The organism is Bacillus sp. KNSH39 (assembly GCF_052656585.1).
Window position 1 is genome coordinate 527957 of sequence record NZ_JBQXYO010000001.1, and the last position, 17254, is coordinate 545210.

Annotated in this window: 18 protein-coding genes; 11 read left to right on the top strand and 7 right to left on the bottom strand. The window is 33.9% G+C overall.

Going from position 1 to position 17254, the window contains the following annotated elements; genetic code table 11:
- Positions 1-14: 14 nt before the first annotated feature.
- The 3 genes from nirB to ACUL40_RS02720 all read right to left on the bottom strand — a co-directional run bounded on the left by nirB (position 15) and on the right by ACUL40_RS02720 (position 4433).
- Complete coding sequence (nirB, locus tag ACUL40_RS02710) at positions 15-2420, bottom strand: NADPH-nitrite reductase large subunit (RefSeq protein WP_074047483.1); 2406 nt, start codon at positions 2418-2420, stop codon at positions 15-17.
- Positions 2421-2628: 208 nt separating this feature from the next.
- The gene (gene ric / locus ACUL40_RS02715) at positions 2629-3336 is read right to left on the bottom strand and encodes an iron-sulfur cluster repair di-iron protein (RefSeq protein WP_000401371.1); all 708 of its coding nucleotides are present in this window, start codon (positions 3334-3336) and stop codon (positions 2629-2631) included.
- Positions 3337-3539: 203 nt separating this feature from the next.
- A complete protein-coding gene (locus ACUL40_RS02720) occupies positions 3540-4433 on the bottom strand; it encodes an excalibur calcium-binding domain-containing protein (protein WP_000154137.1) in 894 nt (297 codons plus the stop codon).
- Between the two features lie 208 nt (positions 4434-4641).
- Here ACUL40_RS02720 and exsG point away from each other — a divergent pair, with 208 nt between their 5' ends.
- The gene (gene exsG / locus ACUL40_RS02725) at positions 4642-4794 is read left to right on the top strand and encodes an exosporium protein ExsG (RefSeq protein WP_000395679.1); all 153 of its coding nucleotides are present in this window, start codon (positions 4642-4644) and stop codon (positions 4792-4794) included.
- A 218-nt stretch (positions 4795-5012) separates the two neighbouring features.
- Positions 5013-5222: a hypothetical protein gene (locus ACUL40_RS02730; RefSeq protein WP_000824197.1), complete on the top strand. Its 210-nt coding sequence runs from the start codon at positions 5013-5015 to the stop codon at positions 5220-5222.
- A 96-nt stretch (positions 5223-5318) separates the two neighbouring features.
- Here ACUL40_RS02730 and ACUL40_RS02735 read toward each other — a convergent pair whose 3' ends face one another.
- Positions 5319-6158, bottom strand: coding sequence for an arylamine N-acetyltransferase family protein (locus ACUL40_RS02735; RefSeq protein ID WP_445422965.1), 840 nt, complete (start codon positions 6156-6158; stop codon positions 5319-5321).
- A gap of 553 nt (positions 6159-6711) precedes the next feature.
- Between ACUL40_RS02735 and ACUL40_RS02740 the strand changes: the two genes are divergently transcribed.
- Positions 6712-8313: an esterase/lipase family protein gene (locus ACUL40_RS02740; protein WP_033695465.1), complete on the top strand. Its 1602-nt coding sequence runs from the start codon at positions 6712-6714 to the stop codon at positions 8311-8313.
- A 155-nt stretch (positions 8314-8468) separates the two neighbouring features.
- On the opposite strand, the gene ACUL40_RS02745 is transcribed toward ACUL40_RS02740, so the two are convergent.
- Entirely contained in the window at positions 8469-8981 is a 513-nt protein-coding gene (locus tag ACUL40_RS02745; protein ID WP_000536148.1) for a hypothetical protein, read from the bottom strand.
- A 609-nt stretch (positions 8982-9590) separates the two neighbouring features.
- On the opposite strand from ACUL40_RS02745, the gene ACUL40_RS02750 reads away from it, so the two are divergent.
- The 4 genes from ACUL40_RS02750 to ACUL40_RS02765 all read left to right on the top strand — a co-directional run bounded on the left by ACUL40_RS02750 (position 9591) and on the right by ACUL40_RS02765 (position 11336).
- Entirely contained in the window at positions 9591-9866 is a 276-nt protein-coding gene (locus ACUL40_RS02750) for a stage V sporulation protein S (RefSeq protein WP_000427801.1), read from the top strand.
- A 321-nt stretch (positions 9867-10187) separates the two neighbouring features.
- Positions 10188-10475, top strand: a complete 288-nt coding sequence (locus tag ACUL40_RS02755) for a hypothetical protein (protein WP_002025705.1) — start codon at positions 10188-10190, stop codon at positions 10473-10475.
- Between the two features lie 58 nt (positions 10476-10533).
- Positions 10534-10839, top strand: a complete 306-nt coding sequence (locus tag ACUL40_RS02760) for a hypothetical protein (RefSeq protein WP_000966109.1) — start codon at positions 10534-10536, stop codon at positions 10837-10839.
- 203 nt (positions 10840-11042) lie between these two features.
- Complete coding sequence (locus ACUL40_RS02765; RefSeq protein WP_065382617.1) at positions 11043-11336, top strand: HNH endonuclease; 294 nt, start codon at positions 11043-11045, stop codon at positions 11334-11336.
- Positions 11337-11674: 338 nt separating this feature from the next.
- Here the strand turns inward: ACUL40_RS02765 and ACUL40_RS02770 are convergent, their stop codons facing one another.
- Positions 11675-12022, bottom strand: a complete 348-nt coding sequence (locus tag ACUL40_RS02770) for a YolD-like family protein (RefSeq protein WP_000456182.1) — start codon at positions 12020-12022, stop codon at positions 11675-11677.
- Positions 12023-12210: 188 nt separating this feature from the next.
- On the opposite strand from ACUL40_RS02770, the gene ACUL40_RS02775 reads away from it, so the two are divergent.
- Positions 12211-13284, top strand: a complete 1074-nt coding sequence (locus ACUL40_RS02775; RefSeq protein WP_000109855.1) for a response regulator aspartate phosphatase — start codon at positions 12211-12213, stop codon at positions 13282-13284.
- Entirely contained in the window at positions 13281-13406 is a 126-nt protein-coding gene (locus ACUL40_RS02780; protein WP_000709201.1) for an aspartate phosphatase, read from the top strand. Before ACUL40_RS02775 ends, ACUL40_RS02780 begins: the two co-directional genes overlap by 4 nt.
- Before the next feature lie 296 nt (positions 13407-13702).
- Here ACUL40_RS02780 and ACUL40_RS02785 read toward each other — a convergent pair whose 3' ends face one another.
- Positions 13703-14575 carry a hypothetical protein gene (locus ACUL40_RS02785; RefSeq protein ID WP_016124517.1) on the bottom strand — a complete coding sequence of 291 codons (873 nt, stop codon included), beginning with the start codon at positions 14573-14575 and terminating at the stop codon, positions 13703-13705.
- A gap of 109 nt (positions 14576-14684) precedes the next feature.
- Between ACUL40_RS02785 and ACUL40_RS02790 the strand changes: the two genes are divergently transcribed.
- Positions 14685-15332 (top strand): HD domain-containing protein, encoded by a 648-nt coding sequence (locus ACUL40_RS02790; protein WP_065382442.1) that lies wholly within the window; start codon positions 14685-14687, stop codon positions 15330-15332.
- Positions 15329-17224: an ABC-F family ATP-binding cassette domain-containing protein gene (locus tag ACUL40_RS02795; RefSeq protein WP_000783160.1), complete on the top strand. Its 1896-nt coding sequence runs from the start codon at positions 15329-15331 to the stop codon at positions 17222-17224. The genes ACUL40_RS02790 and ACUL40_RS02795 overlap by 4 nt, the downstream gene beginning before the upstream one ends.
- The last annotated feature ends 30 nt before the right edge of the window (positions 17225-17254 follow it).

Below are 17254 nucleotides of genomic sequence, written 5' to 3' on the forward strand. Positions count from 1 at the left end.
TAGATCACAGCTCCTTATTTCACAGTTTCTACTTCATACATCGCTTTTAATGATTTCGTTTCTAGTGCTTGTCCCCATGCTTCCGTATATGTTCTACGAGCTGTTTGGAAACGTTCATTTAACGTAGTAACCATACTTGCATCTTGTAGTATTTCTTTTATGTGATCGAAGCCTAAACGTTCTGTCCAGTAGGCGGTACGCTCTCCGTAAATACCAGTTTCACGATAATATTGCATGTAAGCTGCAGCGATGCGAAGGACATCATCTTCAGTAGGGACAATCATTACAAAATCAGCTTCACGTACTTCTGTACCACCATTTCCGCCAATATAAAGTTGGTATCCATTTTCGACACAAACAACGCCAAAATCTTTCGTCAGTACTTCCGCACAGTTACGCGGACAGCCCGTTACACCCATCTTCATTTTATGAGGTGTATCTACCATTTCTAATGATTGTTCAAGGAGCATACCAAGTCCTAATGAATCTTTCGTACCGAAACGGCAGAAGCGAGAACCAACACATGATTTTACATTACGAAGCGATTTTGAATATGCATATCCAGAAGTCATATTTAAGTCAGCCCATACGTTAGGTAAATCTTGTTTCTTGACACCGTATAAGCCAATTCGGCTTGCACCGGTAATTTTCACAAGTGGAACATCATACTTCTTCGCAACTTCAGCAATTTTCATTAAATCATCAGCTGTTGTAACGCCTCCGTACATACGTGGAATAACAGAGAATGTACCATCGTGCTGGATGTTACCATTCATTCTTTCATTAACGAAACGGGACGATTTATCATCTTCATATTCTTCTGGAATCGCCATACGTAAATAGTAGTTTAAAGCAGGGCGGCATTTCGAACAGCCGTCTTCATGTGCAAAACCAAGAACATTTCGTACTTCTTTTGGAGATTTTAAGCCTTTCTCGTGAATGGCTGCTACGACTTCATCACGGGATAAAGGTGTACATCCACACATACCGGCAGATTGCGCTGAGGCATCAAAAGCATCTCCAAGTGTATGAGATAAAACTTGTTCCACAAGTGGACGACATTTACCACAAGAACCTGCGGCTTTCGTACAGCCTTTAACTTCTTCAAAAGTCGTTAACTCTTGTTCTAAAATGGCGTGAACGATTGAACCTTTCGTAACACCATTACATCCACAAATCGTGTCATCCGCACTCATTGTAGCAACGTCAAATTCACTTTCTTCACCAGCTTTGTGAAGAAGGGAAGCTGGTGTATATTCTTGTATATCTTCTTCCTTCTTTAACATGCTAAAGAGACGTGTACCGTCAGCTGTGTCACCATATAAAACGATACCGACGACTTTATTATCACGAATTAATACTTTTTTATAGGAACGTTTACATTCATCAAAGATTGATATTGCTTTCGTTTGATCATCTTCATAAATTTGACCAGCAGAGAATAAATCACAACCTGCAACTTTTAATTGCGTACCGACGATACTGCCCGAATATCCATCAGTTTGTAAATTTGTTATATGTTTTGCTAGTATCGCACCTTGTTCATAAAGAGGAGCAACAAGTCCATATGCGATACCGTCATGCTCTGCACATTCTCCAACTGCATAAATGGACTCATCATTTGTTAGCATATAGTCATTGACTACAATACCGCGATTTACAATTAAACCGGCATCTTTTGCTATTTGCGTATTTGGGCGTATTCCGGCAGCCATTACGATTAAATCACAATCTACAACTTCACCATCTTCAAATTGAATGCCCTCAACATGGTCTGTACCAAGAATTTTTACAGTTTTCTTTTCCATTAGAAATTTCATGCCTTGCGCTTCTAAATCTTCGCGCAGAAGAGAAGCTGCTTTCGTATCTAGTTGTTGCTCCATTAAGTTTGGCATTAAATGAACAACATGTACGTCCATCCCTAAGTCAATAAGACCTCTTGCGGCTTCTAAACCAAGTAACCCACCACCAATGACAACAGCCTTTTTCTTTTCATTAGCGGTATCAATCATAAATTGTGTATCTTCAATTGTTCGAAATCCTGTTACACCAGGGAGAGTGGAACCTTCTACAGGCAAAATAAAAGCACTAGAACCTGTTGCGATAATGAGTTTGTCATATGTAAGAGTACGATTCTTTTCTGTAATAATAATTTTTTCTTCTCGGTTAATACTTTGAACTTTTTCATTTGTATACAAAGTTATTTCGTTTTCTTCATACCAACTGTATTCATTCATAATGATATCTTGCATATTTGTTTTGCCTTGTAAAACATGAGAGAGCATAATACGGTTGTAGTTTGGATGAGGTTCATCTCCAAAAATAGTAATCTCATATGAATCACTATCATGTTTTAATATTTCTTCCATACAGCGTATGCCAGCCATACCATTTCCGATCATAACTAAACGTTTTTTCATTTTCGTTTCCCCTTTTTCTGTGAAATGTTGAACAAAGGATTATGTTTTTATTATAGAAAATCAAAAAAGGAAGAGATGTGATGTTTATCACATTTTTATAATGATTCACAAATTGTTAAAATTCGGATTTATTTGAGAGGGATGTGTATAGTCTTTACCAAATGAAAGAGCAGGACATAAGTATGTATACTCATGTCCTGCTCTTTATTTATGCTCTCGTAATGGCACGTGGAAATAAAATATTATTTTCTAAATGAATGTGCTCAAATAAATCAGACTCTAGCGCTTCAAGACGTTGGTAAACAAGTCGATAAGTACCGCAAGCTCCTTCTGGAGGAGTAAAGTCATTTGTAACTTTACGAAGTTCTTTAATAATGTTGCCTGCGTGGTTATGTTCATTTTCCAACTCATCTACTATTTTACGTAATTTCACATAGTTTTCGTCAATTGGATTTTGTTCAAATTCTAAAATTAATGGGAAATCTTCTGTTTCTTCTTTAATTAAATGCTGTTCTAATTCCATCTTTAATTCGTGAAATAGCTTATGAATTTGAGCTAAGTGAGGCTGACTTGCTCCGTGGACGCGTAATACTTTCGTCACATACGGACTTAACTGTGGTAATTCTTCATTTAAATAGCGATGATGCTTATTTATAACATAATCAATCAATTCACGATAAGAAGCATTTTTCCAATCAATTTCAGATTCATTTAATCGTTTCGTATTATGATAAAGCGTATTTAATTCTGTAAGTACTTCTGTTGCTGATAAATTTCTTTCATGAATTGCATCAATAAGTGGTTTATTACCACCACAACAAAAGTCTATTCTATATGATTTAAAAAGATTACTAGCTTTTGGAAATTGTGTAACAATCTCACCGACAATAGAAGTTTCAGTAAATGTATGTTCCATATGAATGCCTCCATAAAGTTTGAATGTAATATCTAAATTAAGAATAGCAATAAATGAAAAACAATGTGGTGATTGAAATCACTTATAATGTGTCAATTTTAAGGATAATCAAATGAGTTTTATAAAAGGAAGAGGGAGAGGGAATTCGTCATAATAGTTTCTGATAATAAAAAAGAAGCTTACTAGAAGCTTCTTTTTTACTACTATTTTTCACATGCAACTCCATCGCCATCACGATCAAGATGTGAGTCATAACCTGGTTGTCCTTTATATAGAGGAGCTTTCCCGGCAGCTCTAACTGCGGCACAATTTTTGTAATATGCACTACTAGTATTTCCTGAAGCAGGTTGTGTTTGAGCTTGCTGTGCTTTTTGCTCTTCTTGTTGCTTACGAGCTTGTTCATCAGCCTGACGTTTTTGCTCTTCTTGTTGCTTACGAGCTTGCTCATCAGCTAGGCGTTTTTGTTCTTCTTGTTGCTTACGAGCTTGCTCATCAGCTAGGCGTTTTTGCTCTTCTTGTTGTTTACGAGCTTGTTCATCGGCTAGACGTTTTTGCTCTTCTTGTTGTTTACGGGCTTGTTCATCAGCCTGACGTTTTTCATCCTCTTGCTTACGAGCTTGTTCATCGGCTAGACGCTTCTCATCTTCTTGCTTTTGAGTTTTTTCGTCCGCCTCTTTTTTCTTTTCGCTATCTTTCTGTTCTTCATTGTTAGAAGCAACTTTTGTACTAGTTGCTGTCGTTTTTTCAGAAGAAGGATCTGAAATACCTGATAGCGCAACAAAAATGACAAATAATACGGCTGTAATAATAAATTGTTTTTTCGCTACACCTGTTTTCTTAATAACAGATAAGATTGCTAGAACAAGGAAGAATATAAATAGAATGAAACTTAAAGTAGAAAAAAACTCGACGACGGGGTGTTCCGATTTTGTTGTACCGGCCGTTATTAATATAATAGAAATCATAAAAAGAATAACGGTAGGACGTCCATATTGTTTTGCTTTTCCATTTTTCTTAAAGAATGAAATAATACATAAGATTAAAAGAATAAAAGCAATAAAAAATAAAGCTGCACCAATATTACTTAAAATCGTCATTTTCATACCTCCATTTGTAAGATTCTTCTTATTGATTATATAGGAACTTATTGGATATTACACGTTTTATATAAATTTAGAAAGTTAATATTTTTACTAGACTTATAAACATTTATTTTGTATATAAGGAAAAATAGATATATTTCCTATTACGTTTTGAAAGAGATTTCATAAATTATAGTATATCGATTGAAAGGAGGAGATTTGAATGGAATTTCAATTGTTGGTAACTTGTATATTACAAGAAGGTAATGCTTACTTTTTAGTAACGAAGGTAGACGATGTTATTACGTTAAAAGTACCGATTACTGCGGGAGTAGCAGGTTTATTTTTAGCTTTAGGTGTACCAAGATGTTCTTAATTTAAATCTCTATAGTAGAAGGGGAAGGGACATGCCTTCCTTTTCTACTATTACATAATATAATTATGTAAACTTGAATATCATATTTGTGATAGCACGTTTGAAATGGACATGCATATACTATAATGTTTCATTGGATGTTAGCGGTGAAAGGTAGTTTTAATAAGTGCATCCAGTGATGTTTTTAAGTTATGAAAATAAAAGAGGTGCTATTATATATGAAAAGAAAAACATTTGATATTCCAGTTACATTGCGAAGAGAGTGGTTTTTACTAGAGTTAGCTTATTTAACGAAAAAATATGGAATTGAAATTGCAACTAGCAAAATGGATGCTGCACCGTTTTTAAGAGATCAAGTTACAGAATCAAAGATAGGGAAAGGGTTACAATACGATAAATATGATGATGAATATATAATTGAAAATTAAAGGGTAACAACAAAATTAAATTAATTTATAACAAAGTATAAAATAAAGCAGATTCTAAATATAGAATCTGCTTTATTATGAAGTACTTGTAGTCAACTAACCTCTTTCTAGTGTTTTTCCTACATATTTCTCTTGCGTTATTCCAAAAGATTCACGAAGAATGCGAGCATAATCTTTAGATTCTATTGGTCGTTTATTTTTAGTGCCTTTAAAGGTTTCTGTATAATTTTTATTTGTTAATGATATGTGACCATAAGTAGTTAATTTACAAGTGATAGCCCCTTTATTAAAAGGAGATTCTTTATGCTCTACAATCACTTTTTGAATGTTATTCACTTTTTTCTCATCTATTGGATCTATAGTGAAAGCATAGCCTATTTTCCATTCGTTTGAAGGTTCAGATTGTAAGAAACTTGTAGATTCCCCGTTAGCTCCTTTTCTCATTTCTAAAATATGCGTACCTTTTCGAGTATTTCGCTTACGAATTCGATATTCTCCTGTTTGAGAGGAGATGACTTCTCCGTTAAAAGGGACTGGATGTAAAGGGAGATGAGATGCAAAACCTGCATCCACAACATAATCTTTATCCTCATGACTTAATATGATAATGACATGACCATCATCGGGTTTCCATTTATTATCGTACAGATCATAAACAGTACCGGCTACTTTGTATACTTGAAACCCACAATCAATTAAAAAATAATACAATAAGGAGTTTAATTCATAACAAAGTCCACCTCGTTTTTGAATAAGTAACTTTTCTATTAAGTTATCTTTTGAGATATTTTTAATAGTACCAGCCATAATATCAAGATTTTCATAGGGGAGAATCATTCCCGTTTTTAAGAGAATTTCATCTAAATCATCAAATGTTATTTCTTTTGCAGGAATTTTTAAGCGTTTAAAAAACTCCTTTTGTAAATTGGTCATCATAAAGTATTCTCCTTTCTTTTTACAGAATTTTCTTCTGCTCACCGATAGGTTAGTACTTCTAAAAAGTTAATTCAAGTGCGCGGAAATTATCATAATATATGTTTCTGGAAATGTGATTTTCTATTCTGAAATTTCAGTTTAATTTTTAATCGTAGGAAAGTCTTATAATATAAGCTCCTTTAAAATTAGTTTGTATTTAATGAAAAGAAAGTACATATCTTTATTATATTTTTAAATAACTAACTAGTAATAAAATGTTTTTTCACTAAAATTTTTTCAAGATTTGTATGCTTTATATAAACAATATTGATTTAAAAAATATCTGGATGTAGCTAAGTTAACAATTATTGAGAAACTTTTTTGTCGTATTCTATCAAAAGGAAGAGGTAGAAACAAAGAGAATAACGAGAGTTAAGGAAGAGGGTATACAACTAGTAACCTTCTAAAAATAGGGCTAACATCTTTTTAAAATAAAAGATTAGCTATTATTAAGGAAGGGAAAATATAAAATATTATAAAGAAAACCTTCTTTCAAAAAAATAGGGGGAGTAATATGCGACTGATGAGAAGATGCGTGGCCTTACTAATTGTATTTTTTATCATGGCTCCAACGATTAGCACAAATGTACAGGCAGAAGTTGTAAAAGAGCTTGGAAAGGGGTTTCCTGATACAGAAGTATTCACACCTGGAGAATGGTTTTTAGGCCAAAAACCTGCTAATTATGATGAGAATAAACCGCCAATTCTCTTTGTACAAGGAAGAAATGGTAATGCTGATAGTTGGTATGGAAAGACAGTATATCATGATATAAATGATATGTATGATTATGCTTTAAAAGCAGGCTATCAAACAGTGTTTATACAATTGTATGATGCAGCGGGGAAAGGTTCGGCTAGTCAGTGGGATAACGGAAAATTGTTGGCACAAAAACTGGAAGAAATATATAATCATTTCGGTAAGAAAGTTAATATTGTAGCGCATAGTAAAGGTGGAATTGATACACAAGCTGCATTAGTTGAATATGGTGCGAATCGATTTGTTGGAAATGTTATTACACTTGCTACACCGCATCACGGCTCAAATTTAGCAGATTTGTCATATAGTTGGTGGGCAGGGTGGCTTGCTTCTATATTAGGTCAAAAAGATGATGGTACGTACTCGTTACAAATAGGTGAAATGGCAAAGTTTCGTTCAATAATAGATAACAACCCAGCAGCTAAATTAAACCGTTACTATACGGCTACTGGAACTAGCTGGGGGCCAACATTTTCTGCATTATCTATGGGTGGGTTATATTTATCATCGTACGGTTCAAATGATGGACTAGTAAATGAATGGAGTGCCAAGCTATCGTACGGTACACATTTATTTACAGATTCCAGATTTGATCATGACAATATAAGAAAAGGATCAGCTGTTTTTGCACGAATTGAACCATATTTACGTACGACAAATGTGGGATTACCAGCTTTAGTAGCATCCAGCACTAGTTCAAATGAAAATCTAGAACAATTAAATACAACTTCAAATCAAAATATTTTAGGAGGCGAATTACCACAAAATCAGTGGATAGAGCAAAGTATTTCTGTTGATAAAAAGGCTGAAGGAATAGTTTCTGTACTAACTGCTTCTTCTGATGTTGAAGTACAAATGGTATCTCCAAAAGGAAAAATCTATGCAAATAAAGATAGCGCTATAACTACTAGTGAAGGCGAATCTTTTTTTAATGGGGCGACAATTAGAACATTTAAGTTTGATAAATTGGAAGTAGGCGAATGGAAAATCAAAATGATGGCGAAGCAGTCGAAAGATGCATATTTAGTTATAAGCGATTACAAGGATGGCGCGCCATTTGTTCTTCAAATGCCTACAAAAGTTAAAGTAAATAAACCTGAGTATAAACTGAAAAAATCACCTGTAGCACCTGAAATGAAAGGGGATCTTTCCATAACAGTAAGAGTCGTTAATAAAGAAGGTAAGTTAGTCTCTGAATTTAATGAATTACAAAATGTTAATACGAATACATTTACAGGTGCTTTGAAAGATATAAAACAACCGGGAGTATATAACGTTACGATGGATATAAAAGGGATGAATAAAGAAGGAAAATCATATAATCGTACGATTGTTAAGTCGGTTTATGTAGAGAAATAAGGAAGAATAAATAAGTATAATAAAAAAGTGCAGAAATCTTGTGTTAGAAAGAATTCTGCACTTTTTTTGCGTGATGAAAGATAATAAAAGTCGAAGAAAACTGTTATTCAATAAAAAAAGGTGCTGAAATAGCATCTGAATGTAAAGAAATAATATTAACTTAGTTTTGTAACTGTTAATTCAACTGAATTTATACCATTGTCACAAGTTACAATACTTTGACGATTAAAACCACTATTATTTCTAAGTTGAAGAGTTGAATTAGCAGGCACTGTAACAATCGTTTCGCCAACGAGTTGAAGACATTCGTTATTTGATGAAGTATTCATTTGAATAGCGAAGTCACCTTGACTATTAGCAAGTGGATTGTTATTTAAAAATATAGTTATGACTGGGATATGTGGAAATACAGGATTTAAAGTAGTATTAATACTGGAAATGAACGAAACTCTATAATCACCAAATTGTCTAAAGTGTATAGTAGTAGGATTTAGTAAGGAAACGCCTCCTGCTAAAGGTCCAACGTGATTAAATGGAAAAGGATCGCCAAAAGGAACAGTTATAAATTCAGTTTGCCAAAAAGTTCCGTATGCAGGACAGCTGCGTTTATGTGAATGGTCACATGAACATTTTTTATACGAGTTTGAAGAATGATAGTATGAACCCAATATATTACCTCCTATTCTTAATAAATTTAAACCACATAGTAGTTTATGAAGGTGAATCACAATTGGCGTGTATGCTTGTACTATAAAAGGAGATAGATGTGGAATATAAAGTGGTCAAATGATGAAATGTAGTATTTGGGTATTACCTGTAACACCTTTTGAAGATGATAAGGTTCATAATTTGATAGAAAAATAAATGGAATTTCTAAATAGATTGAAGTAACGAGGAAACGTTTATCCCGCTATTTTCCGAGCAGTAAGACTCCCATCTCAAAATTCAGCGAAAGCAAAGAAGTTAGGTGGGGATGAACAAAACCCCCACTCATTAAAGTTTCACTTTACTATATTAATTTCATCTGACAAACAGCAATATTATCTTTCGCTGTATGGATGTTATCATTTGGTGAAGTTATGGCATTTAACTGTATGTATATTAGGTTATTCAGTTTATTTTTTTATTTGCGTAGCTGAGCAGGAAGAAGTCAGAAAATATAGAATAATGTACATATGAAGCATCGTTTGTTTTTGGTGTGAATAGTAATTAAAGATACGCTAAAATATTTAAAATTGTAACGAAAGAGAGATTAAATAATAGAGGGAGCAACTTACATGGAAAATATATTAAAGGTATCTTCAAAATCAAGCCCAAATTCAGTCGCGGGTGCAATAGCGGGTGTACTAAGAACAAGTGGTAATGTGGAAATTCAAGCGATTGGGGCTGGAGCTATAAATCAAGCGATTAAAGCAATTGCGATTGCAAGAGGGTTCGTCGCTCCAAGTGGTATTGACTTAGCCTTCGTACCAGCATTTCAAGAGATTTCTATCAATAATGAAGAAAGAACAGCGATTAAATTAATTGTAGGTCCTAGAAAGAAAAGGTCTTAGTAGAAGAGAGTGTTACTATAAGGGGAAAAGACCAATAGACTTCCCATGTTAGATACGTTATTTTATGTAACCGATCCTTGGGTGTGGACATGACATTATGCCGGACACATGTCTGTTAAGTTCTCCTTAAACTTAGCGAGTGTTCTAGATACTTAAAAATGCCAAATCCTTTATGATATAAGGGATTTGGCATTTTTGATGTTTTTAAAAATAAACAACCCTAAAACTGCTCATTTAGAAGATTTAGTTTTAGTTTTAGTTTTAGTAGCGGCCATTGAACGTTTTTATGATAGTTTACCTGATAAATAGAAGAGTTTACCAATGAAAAGCAACTGGGGGATTCAAAAAATGAATCAAACTATTTTAGAGAAAGTCCTAAAATTTCGGGATGATAGGAACTGGAAGCAGTTCCACAATCCTAAAGATTTAGCTATTTCTCTTTCTTTAGAGGCGAGTGAGTTGTTGGAGAATTTTCAGTGGAAAAGCAGTGAGGAAGCTGTAGAAACAAAAAAAGAAGACATGAAAGATGAGTTGGCAGATCAATTGGATATTGACTTAGAAGAGATTATTATAAACAAAATAGAAAAAATAATAAAAAATATCCAGTAGAGAAATCTCGAGACTCTAAAAAGAAATATAATGAAATTTAAAAAAGGTGGAATTAAATATGTTATATCTTTTTACTGCAAGTAAAGATAGTGCTATAAAAAATTTGGAAGCTACTATTGAAAAAACATATCCTATTTCTACATGTTTAGCAGATTTAGATGCCGATACAGTAACTAAACTTAAAGATAATGAATTACATGAGAATGTATGTATGTGGGGAGCAACTCCTGGTTCTTCAAATGTTGATAGATGGGAAAAGTTAAAAGAGGGTGACGGGATTTTAGCGTATTCTAAAGGGGAATTTAAGTTTTTCGGGACAATTTTTGCTAAGACTCATAACCCAGATGTGGCTAGAAAAATTTAGAAAACAAACGATAATGATGAAACTTGGGAATACATCTATTTTATTAAGGACCTAAAACCTGTAAACATTAAAGCAATCGAATTCGCAGCTTTCTTTGGCTACAAATTGAACCATACACCACAAGGATTTACTAATATTGATTCGGATTTTAGTAAAGTAAAGATTGCAGAAGAAGAGAAATCGGAAAATCGAAAAAAACTAAAATGGAATCTGGTAGGGAAGTATGGCCTCGTGATCCGAAAAAAGCTAAACAAGCTATTAAACAGGCAGAATTTAAATGTGAAATAGATGACACACATGAAACATTTGTATCGGAAGCCAGCCGAAAAAATTATATGGAGGCCCATCATCTAATACCGTTAAGAATGCAACATGATTTTGAAAATAGTTTAGATGTTGTTGGAAATATAGTTAGTATATGTCCGAACTGTCATAGGTTGATTCATTATAGAAGAGACAAAGATAAGAAAAAAGTTTTAGAACTTCTCTTTGAATAAAGAAAAGATTCTTTGAAGAAGTTCGGTATTGAGGTATTTCTCAAAGAGCTATTTGGATACTATGGAATTCTAAAATAAGAATATTCATAGCTATACGGAAGGTAGAATGTTTCATACTTAAACATAGGTATTATTGTGATGGAAATTTAAATTTCGTCATTTGAAAGTATCAATAATTTGTATTATTTTTATAGGGTTATATATTTTTCTTTTGCTCTGCTGTATAGCAGAGCTCTTTTTTTGTCGTACAAAAGCCACCTATATATGTGAAGTGCACCCCAATTGTTAGGCTGTGTCTAACAATTGGGGTGCACTTCAGTCCTGTCGGGCGGCTTCTTTTAATTTATATTCACCAATTCATCAAACTTAAACTTAGTATTCAAACCAAAAGCATCTGTACAATATATAGTTTTCGTCATCGGTTCAATATGTAATACATTTATGTACATGTCTTGCACCATTCCATCACGATAGTATGAGATATGTATTTCTTCTTCCTCGTGAAAAGATTGCATTAACGCTCTTTCTATTCGTTCCATAGTATCTTGTGTTAAAAAAGGTTTAGGTACTTTATATTGTTCCTCAAACATTCTATGTATTTCCTCGTATTGCTCCGGTATTGAAGCAAACGGATTCCATTTCACCATACCTCTTCCACGTACTACAGGAAAGCCGTTATATTCCATGATGTAATACCTCACGTTTGTTTTTTTAACGCCACTACAAACAAACGTGTGTTCTTTTTTGGTTTGAAATGGGACCATTTTGTTAACATGAATATTCAAAAATAATTTTTTCAAGTTAGAATATTCAAAAACTTATTTATGCAAACAAGCATGTCATGATAACATTTAACAAAAGGGGGTAGAAGTAGATGAGTGTTGACATTATTTCTAAAGAAGAAATCACAAAATTATTAAACGACTGGTATCAAGCTATGATTTCACAACGTGTATTACAGTCTCAGAAAATAAAAGAAGATATTGCAAATAAAATCAATAATATTAAGGAAGACCAAACAATATTAGTCTACTACGCTTTATTGAATGCACGGTATAAACTGCTAATTCGGGATATGGATAGTACAAAAGATATTCTGGACAAAATCGAGCCTTTACCAGAGTCTACAGAGACATTTTTAGAGTACTATCATCATTTATTTAAAGCAATTTACGCTATTAATAAAGCAAACCATAGTGAAGCAAGAATGCAATTTGAAAAAGCTGAAACGTTTTTAGAGTACATGCATGATGAAATTGAAAAAGCTGAATTTAATTATTGGCTTGCAGTCCATTACTATCACGTATTAAAACCGATCCTAGCAGTTCAATTTGCTACAAAGGCGAATGAAGTATTTTCAATTAGTCCAGGGTATGAATTAAAAACTGCAGCATGCTTAAATACTTTAGGAATGGCACACATTCGACTAAATGAATTCGAAAGTGCAGAGGAATATTTACTTTCAGCACTAGGTACCTTCCAAAAATCTAATGATGAACTTCTTATTAAACGAGTTAAGCATAATTTAGGACTTTTATACGCAAGTCAAAACATGCCAGAGTTAGCAATTAAACACTTAGAGGATTCATTAGAAAATAACGCTAAAACTATGTTTCTTTTAGCAAGAGAACATTTTAAGTTAGGTTATAGTCATATCGCTAATGAATATATTGAGAATGGCTATAAGATTAGCGACTTATGTTATCGTCATCATTTCCGAATTTTAAAAGCAGTACATAACTATGTACCGCAAGAAGAATTAGAAAATGTGGTTATAGAAGGTATTTCGTATTTTGAAAAAGAAGAATTATATGATTGGGTAAAAGAATATGCTTCTCTTTTAGGTGAAATATTCTATGGTTCAGAAAATCATAGAAAAGCAAGCAAGTATTTGCACATCGCTTTAGATGCAGACAAAAAGAGCATAGAAAGAAGGGCGCTAAAATGAAAAAAGCAATCTTATTAATGATGATGTTATCCGCTGTTTTTACTTTTGGTCTTACTAATGCAAAAGACATACCACAAAACGAAGCAATTGAAGTGTTTATGGATCATGGAGAACATATTTAAAACCTAAGGAAGAGGGCGCTTATAGTGTCCTCTTTTTAATATCTATTATTTATATGATGAGGTTGCAGGTACGTCTTTTGGTTATTGTTTGATAAACGTAAGATGTTTCTAAAAATGTGTATACAAAGGTGTATTTTTGTACTGTATATGTTCACGTACTATATAAAAAAGTATGAAAATCTATAAAAATAATTATTTCAATAAAATTTGTTTTAGATATTAAAAAGTGCCAAAACCCTTGTGGTATAAGGGGTTTGGCACTTTTGTGTTTTTTATATTTTATCAAATAAACAACCCTAAAACTGCTCATTCTTCTCCCAAGATTCAACGATATAATGTGCAATCGTCGGATTGAAGCCTTTACCAACTAAAAACATAATTGCAGCAACTTCTGTTAATGCGTGTTCGTGTGATGTATGTTTTGCTTCATTTAAACCGTAATCTACCCATGGTTTTACGAAATCTAGTACAGGTTTCTTGAAAGGTAAAAACTGTGTACCGACAACTTGTTGAATTTGTTGTTGTGTTGGTTCAGTAATTGGTCCAGGTGGTAAGATTTGTGGTTGTGTAATGTCTAGTGTTGGTCCGGGCGGTAAAATTTGTGGCTGAGTTGGATCTATTGTTGGTGGTTTAGGTGGTGAGACACGTGCGTCGTAGTTTGGTTGATACATTTGTTGTTGATATTGCGGTTGTTGTGGTTGAGTTGTGTATGGGTTTTGTGGTGCTGCATATGGATTTTGTTGATATTGTTGTTCTTGGTTTTGTGGTGCTACATATGGATTTTGTTGATATTGTTGTTCTTGGTTTTGTGGTGCTACATATGGATTTTGTTGATATTGTTGTTCTTGGTTTTGTGGTGCTGCATATGGATTTTGTTGATATTGTTGTTCTTGGTTTTGTGGTATTACATATGGATTTTGAGGATATCGCTGTTCTTGATTTTGTGGTGCTGCATATGGATTTTGAGGATATTCATAATTTGGACGTGTGTCATATGGATTTTGTTGAAATTCAGTTTCTTGGTTTTGCGTTGTTGCATATGGGTTTTCGTCATATTGTTGCTCTTGCTGTTGTAACTCTTGTTCTTCGTATTGTTCTGTGTATCTCTGTTCTTGTTGTTGAGGATACAATGGTTGCCTTGGATAAGGCGGTTGATTATTATAGAACATGTTTATTCCTCCTTCATGATGATGCCTACCACCTAGTGTATGGGCGGACAAGAAAATATGTGATGAAAAAATGCGGGCGTGTTACAATAAGTAACTGGGTGAAGATAAAATGACAAAACAAGAAAAAATTCAAAAAACAATTACTTTTGTAAAACATATTTTAGAAAAAGATGCGAGTGGGCATGATTGGTATCATATTGAACGTGTACATAAAATGGCGATTTCTTTATCTGAGCAAGAAGGTGGAAATCGTTTTATAATTGAAATGGCAGCATTACTTCACGATGTGGCAGATGAAAAGCTAAATGAAAGTGAAGAAGCAGGAATGAAAAAAGTTTCTGATTGGTTAGAAGGGCTACGTGTTGAAGAAGAGGAAAGTAAACATATTCTTCATATCATCGCCAATATGTCTTATAAAGGTGGCCATGGCGGCACAGTAGAGTCACTTGAAGGGAAAATTGTTCAAGATGCGGATCGTTTAGATGCTCTTGGTGCAATAGGAATTGCTCGTACATTTGCATATGGTGGGGCGAAAGGGAGATTAATGTATGACCCAACTATTCCGCCGCGTGAAGAAATGACGAAAGAAGAGTATAGAAAAAATAATGATCCATCTTTAAATCATTTTTATGAAAAACTTTTGAAATTAAAAGATTTAATGAATACGAATGCAGCAAAACAAGAGGCTGAAATTCGTCATCGTTATATGGAACAGTTTATTGAACAATTTATGAAAGAGTGGAATGCACAAATATGAAAATGTTAACTGTGGAGAACTTATCAAAATCATATGGAGAAAAGCCGTTATTTGATGGATTATCATGTAGTATTACAGAAGGACAACGTGTCGGAATTATTGGTGTAAACGGAACTGGTAAATCGACATTATTAAAAATTATTGCAGGATTAGAAGCTCCTGATACAGGTGATATGACGCATTCACGTGGGTATACAATTAGTTATTTATCACAGCAACCAGAGTTTGATGAAAAACTGACAGTATTAGAGCAAGTGTTCCATGGTGATACACCTTTAATTCGTCTTCTTCGTGATTATGAAAAAGCACTATTAAATATTGAAAAAGATCCAAGTAATGAAAAAGTACAGGAACAATTATTTGCAGTGCAGCAACGTATGGATGCAATGAGTGCATGGGAAGCAAATGCAAATGCGAAGTCTCTTTTAACGAAATTAGGAATTACGGACTTCACTGCAATTGTTGGGAATTTATCTGGTGGACAGAAAAAACGTATTGCAATGGCACAATGTTTTATTGAAACACCGGATTTATTAATTTTAGACGAGCCTACGAACCATCTTGACCATGAGACAGTTGAATGGTTAGAAGAATATTTAGCGAGATATACAGGTTCGGTATTACTTGTAACCCATGATCGTTATTTCTTAGATCGTGTGACGAATCGTATTTTTGAATTAGATAATGGTAAACTATATAGCTACGAAGGAAACTATAGTACATTTTTAGAAGCGAAAGCACTTCGTGAAGAGCAAGAATTGGCACAAGAATCGAAACGCCAAAATTTATATCGTCGTGAACTTGCTTGGATTCGTCGTGGTGCAAAAGCCCGTTCTACGAAACAAAAGGCGCGTATTCAGCGTTTTGATGAGCTAAAGGCACAAGAAGGACCAGCTGCAAAACAGTCAGTTGATATTGCACTAAGCGGAAGTCGTCTAGGAAAGAAAGTACTTGAGTTAAAAGATGTAACGAAAAAATTTGGCGATAAGACGGTATTACATAATTTTAATCATATTGTGAAACCGGGTGATCGTATCGGAATTATTGGGGCGAATGGAAGTGGGAAATCTTCCCTATTAAATATGCTTGCAGGTAAGTTATCTCCTGATAGTGGTGAAGTGGAAGTAGGACAAACTGTAAAAGTTGCTTATTATACGCAAGAAAATGAAGAGATGAATTTAAATCAGCGTATGATTGAATACATTAAAGAGATTGCAGAAGTTATTCATACGACAGATGGAAAAGTAATTGGTGCATCTCAAATGTTAGAACGTTTCTTATTCCCGACGCATTCACATGGTACACCACTTGGTAAACTATCTGGTGGTGAAAGAAGACGTTTATATTTATTACGTATTTTAATGGGAGAACCAAACGTACTTTTACTTGATGAACCTACGAACGATCTAGATACACAAACATTAACAGTACTAGAAGATTATTTAGAAGATTTCCCAGGTGTCGTTTTAACTGTATCGCATGACCGTTACTTCTTAGATAAAGTAGTAGATGAACTGTTCATCTTTACTGGCGGAGGCGAAGTGCGTGAGTTTCTAGGTAGTTATACAGATTATTTAGAAATGGAAAAAACGAGAGAACTTATGGAGAAAGCGGAAGTTCAAAAAGAGAAAAAAGTTGTAGAAGAAGCTCCAAAACAACAACGTAAACGTAAACTTTCATACAATGAACAGCGTGAATGGGAAACGATTGAAGATACAATTGCCGAACTTGAAGAGAAAATTGAGTCAATTGGAGAAGAACTTGCGAAAGTTGGATCTGACTTCACAAAGGCACAAGAATTATCTGAAGCACAGCAGAAAACAGAAGAAGAGCTAGAAAAAAAGATGGAAAGATGGAGTGAACTATCAGACATCGTTGAAGGATTAAAATAAAAACAAGCTGCATATATTGAAAAGTAAAGA